Origin of the sequence: Rhodanobacter sp. Root179, from assembly GCF_001428465.1 — a bacterium.
In the GTDB taxonomy this organism is placed as follows: domain Bacteria; phylum Pseudomonadota; class Gammaproteobacteria; order Xanthomonadales; family Rhodanobacteraceae; genus Rhodanobacter.
Genome location: NZ_LMHR01000007.1, coordinates 1 through 3,999 on the forward strand (window position 1 = coordinate 1; position 3,999 = coordinate 3,999).

The window sequence follows — 3,999 nt, forward strand, 5'->3', positions numbered from 1 at the left end:
CACGGCAGAGGGCGTCGAATCAAAAGACTGCGATGTCTTGTACGCAATATTTTCCAGCAGTCCATCGTACCGACCATGCCATGCTGTGGGGTCCGGAATGTCGAAAAAATCCAGGCAGGCTGTGACGCGGTCTAACTTCGACTCGACCGAAGGTAGCCAGCCAAACTTAACCATGTCCTTGATGGGAAGTTCGCTAAGCCATTGATCCGCGTTTTCAAGAATCCTGGACAGCTCTTCTCTATATTCCTTCTCTCTGCGCAACCAGAAGCTTGCGGTGGACCCGACTGCTGAAGCGAGGCCTTCAGCAATTGATTTGTTGATAGGGTGATCTCCACGGAGCAAATTTTGAGCCTGCTTGCTCGTTCCACCAATGTGGGCGGCAAGATCTTCGGTGGTGAGGCCAAGGCCTACCATGAGATCAGCGACAGTTTCGCCCGGAGGAGATATCCAGCGCGGAGAAAAGCTCTGTTCAAACATTGGTGAGCGCTCCAATGTGGATGACTTTGACGCGTGTCACTTTCGACCAGTCAACCAAACCTGACTTCAGCTTCGGTACGTCCAGTTGTCCCGGTTCAAATGCCAAGACTTGCGAAGCTGAAATATCGACCATCCATGTGCTCGGCACCTTCGGCATCTCTCTTGGATTTCCAGAACATAGCTCGGTGACACTTTCAGCTGCCCTAAGGTCCGCGAGTCGAGCCCTTAGATTCCTTGAAGCGTCAGCATCCAGGTGCCGGGACGAGACACTTTTGCTTTCGCAGATTGCTCTAAGGTGCTGGGTCGCAAACGATAGCTGCACGTTGATACTGAAGTATGTAAGAACCGCTGTTAGGGGGCTGTTGTGGGACTCTTGGGCGTTGCTCCGAACCCATCAAAACCCGCAGGTGAAAACTGGCGCTGAAGGCACGGCCTCGCGATAAGGCGCACATGTCATCTACCAGAGCAAGCGTACACCTAGATGGTCAGGCATTTCCCTGGCCATGGGGATCATACTTGAACGCAGACCAAAGTCAGTGCTGAGGAACGACCGATGAAAGCTTGGGAGAAGTACCAGGAGGATGCCGCTGGCTATTTTCGCTCGCTGGGGCTCACTGCGACTACGAACGCCACCGTCGTTGGTACAAGGACGTCTCATGATGTGGATGTCTTAGTGCAATCTCATCACGTTGGGTTTGACATCACATGGATAGTTGAATGCAAGAGGTGGCAAACGCGCATAACCAAATTGCATGTCCTCGCATTGCGTCAAATTGTTACAGATTTGGGCGCTGATAGAGGTATTTTGCTTTCTGAGGTTGGTTTTCAGAGCGGTGCGCAAGAGGCTGCGAACTTGACCAATATCCAACTTACGTCCATAGCGGAAATGCGAAATGCTGCAGGTGACAGTATCTATGCCATGCGATTTCGGGACTTGCTTGATTGCGCAAACTCTTGCAGGGACAGATATTGGGAGATCTCGAAAGAGGATCGAATTAAGTTCGGCATTAGGACTTGGGACGCCAAGTATTCTGGGATTAGAACTGTAGGTATGTGCTTAGACTTGTTGACACGTGCAATGATCGGGTCTTATCCATTTGTGACCGATGATCTCGAAGTATTTAATCTATTTGGTATAGACAAACACTTCGAGTCATCCAAGGAAGTTGTGTGCCTTGTAGAAGAGAAGCTATCTGAACTTGAAGCAAAGCTTGATAACCACGACCTGCAGGCCGCAAGTTTTTCCGCAAACAACTCTCCAAAATAGATCGGCCAGTTCAAACTCCACGTGCAACACCCCGATAGATCGCCCCCATCTTGGCATAGTGACCAAAGTGGGTGGAGAATGGCTCTGTCAACGGCGCGACAGCGCTTGCGCAGCCGTTGACAGACCTATTCCCCACCGGATCATGGGCTCGGCCATGGTGGGGGTGTTGCACGTGGATATTGAAACCGCCATCTCATAAATGGGTATTATCGCTTTTGCGAACATAGCTTTCCGCAGACCAACGGCCGCTTTGGCACGTCATGTTGCCCTGAGCCACGGCTTTCGTCACGGGCAGCCGCTACCGCGGCAATGGCATACTCGGGTTTTCCGGCCCGAGAGTTTCTCCATGCGACTTCTTCCCGCCCTCGCCTTCGGCACCTTGATGCTGCCGCTGGCCGCTTACGCCAACGATCCGAATTCCTACGCGCAGCCCGACCAGGTACGGGTGACCCATCTGGATCTGGACCTCACGATCGACTTCCCGCACAGGCAGCTCGACGGCCAGGCCACGTTGAAGCTGGACTGGAAGAATCCGCAGGCGCAGTCGCTGGTGCTGGACACGCGCGACCTGAAGATCGCGAAGATCGAGGCACTGGCCGCCGACGGCAAGGCCACGCCGCTGAAGTACGCACTGGCCCCGCGCGACAAGCAGTTGGGCAGCAAGCTGACGATCACCGCGCCGAAGCACCCGGCGCAGGTGCGCATCGTCTACACCACCGCGCCGACCGCCACCGGCCTGCAGTGGCTGACCCCGGCGCAGACTGCGGACAAGAAGCTGCCCTTCATGTTCTCGCAGTCCGAATCGATCCACGCCCGCTCGTGGGTGCCGCTGCAGGATTCGCCGGCGATCCGCTTCACCTACGACGCCCGCGTGAAGGCGCCGAAGGACGTGCGCGTGGTGATGAGCGCGATCAACGACGCGAAGCATCCGCTGGACGGCGACTTCAAGTTCGACCAGCCGCATCCGATCCCGTCCTACCTGCTGGCGATCGGCGCCGGCGACATCGCGGTGAAGGAAACCGGACCGCGTTCGGCCGTCTATGCCGAACCGTCGGTGGTCGACAAGGCCGCGCATGAATTCGAGGACACCGAGAAGCTGATCGCCACCACCGAACAGCTGTACGGCCCGTATGCCTGGGGCCGCTACGACATCCTGGTGCTGCCGCCGTCGTTCCCGTACGGCGGCATGGAAAACCCGAACATGACGTTCGCCACGCCGACCGTGCTGGTCGGCGACAAGAGCCTGGTCTCGCTGGTCTCGCACGAGCTGGCGCACTCATGGTCGGGCAACCTGGTGACGTCCGCCGCGTGGCGCGACATCTGGCTCAACGAGGGTTTCACCACCTACGTGCAGGGCCGCATCACCGAGGCGGTGTACGGCAAGCCGCTGGCCGACGAGGAGGCGCTGTTGTCGGCGCGCGCGCTGCAGAAGGGCATCGGCGAGATGCCCGCCAACTCGCAGAAGCTGGCGCCCGATCCGCGCGGCGTCGGCGCCGACGATTCGCTGTCCGACGTGGCCTACGACAAGGGCTCGTGGTTCCTGCGCACGCTGGAGCAGCGCTTCGGCCGCGAGAACTTCGACAACTACCTGAAGGGCTATTTCGCCCACTTCGCCTGGCACAGCATCACCACCGAGCAGATGCTCGACTACATGAAGCCGAACCTGATCGAGAAGTATCCCGGCAAGATGAGCTGGGACGAGGTGAAGACCTGGGTCTACGGCGAAGGCATCCCGAAGGATGCGCCGCTGCCCGAGTCCCCGCGCTTCAACGCGATCGACAAGGAGCGCAGCGACTTTCTCGCCGGCTCGCTGGCCGCCGGCTCGCTCGATGCGAAGGGCTGGAACACCCAGGAGTGGATGTACTTCCTCGACCGCCTGCCGGACGCGCCGCCGCTGGCGAAGATGCAGGAACTGGACGCCGCCTGGCACCTCACCGGCACGCCGAACGCGGAAATCGGCATGCGCTGGTACAGCCACGCGATCGCCGCCGGCGACAGGGCCGTGTGGAACGCCGCCGCCGAGCACATGACCCGGATCGGCCGCATGTACCTCACCACGCCGCTGTACCGGGCCTTCGTGAAAACGCCCGAAGGGCTGGCCTATGCCGAGCAGGTCTACGCGAAGGCGAAGGACGGCTACCACCCGCTGACCCAGCAGGTGGTGGAGAACATCATCGCCAAGGCGAAGAAGGCGAAGCAGCCAGGCTGACCCCACCCCGACCCTCCCCTGCGGTGCAGGGGAGGGAGTCATTCCC

At 58.8% G+C, this 3,999-nt stretch carries 3 protein-coding genes and 1 pseudogene; 2 read left to right on the forward strand and 2 right to left on the reverse strand.

Annotated features, from left to right (window positions below; translation table 11 throughout):
• Nucleotides 1-477, reverse strand: a pseudogene (locus ASD82_RS17515) (hypothetical protein); the annotation flags it as partial.
• Nucleotides 470-634, reverse strand: coding sequence for a hypothetical protein (locus ASD82_RS17975; RefSeq protein ID WP_235577703.1), 165 nt, complete (start codon nucleotides 632-634; stop codon nucleotides 470-472). The pseudogene ASD82_RS17515 and the gene ASD82_RS17975, both read right to left, overlap by 8 nt.
• A gap of 396 nt (nucleotides 635-1,030) precedes the next feature.
• Between ASD82_RS17975 and ASD82_RS17235 the strand changes: the two genes are divergently transcribed.
• Together ASD82_RS17235 and ASD82_RS00090 are read left to right on the forward strand one after the other, a co-directional pair.
• Nucleotides 1,031-1,744, forward strand: a complete 714-nt coding sequence (locus tag ASD82_RS17235; protein WP_082542626.1) for a restriction endonuclease — start codon at nucleotides 1,031-1,033, stop codon at nucleotides 1,742-1,744.
• A 346-nt stretch (nucleotides 1,745-2,090) separates the two neighbouring features.
• Nucleotides 2,091-3,953 (forward strand): M1 family metallopeptidase, encoded by a 1,863-nt coding sequence (locus ASD82_RS00090; RefSeq protein ID WP_056713623.1) that lies wholly within the window; start codon nucleotides 2,091-2,093, stop codon nucleotides 3,951-3,953.
• Nucleotides 3,954-3,999: the final 46 nt, after the last annotated feature.